This window comes from uncultured Photobacterium sp. (assembly GCF_947502415.1).
Taxonomy (GTDB): Bacteria; Pseudomonadota; Gammaproteobacteria; order Enterobacterales; family Vibrionaceae; genus Photobacterium.
In genome coordinates this window covers 1-227 of the sequence record NZ_CANMZV010000142.1, presented here as the reverse complement: position 1 = coordinate 227, position 227 = coordinate 1, and the positions used below count along the sequence as shown (strand labels likewise).

The following is a 227-nucleotide window of genomic DNA, read 5'->3' as shown; positions in this document are numbered from 1 at the left end:
TAAGTACCCCGAGGAACAGAAATCAACCGAGATTCCGGCAGTAGCGGCGAGCGAAACCGGATTAGCCCTTAAGCTAGATTGGCGTCAGACGAACAGGCTGGAAAGCCTGGCAGTATAGGGTGATAGCCCCGTAGTCGACAACGCCTTTACAGTGAAATCGAGTAGGACGGGACACGTGATATCCTGTCTGAACATGGGGGGACCATCCTCCAAGGCTAAATACTCCT

The 227-nt window shown here is 52.9% G+C and carries 1 rRNA gene; it reads left to right on the top strand.

The features are described 5' to 3' along the window. Nucleotides 1–227: ribosomal RNA gene (locus tag Q0852_RS23860) — 23S ribosomal RNA — on the top strand; the annotation flags it as partial.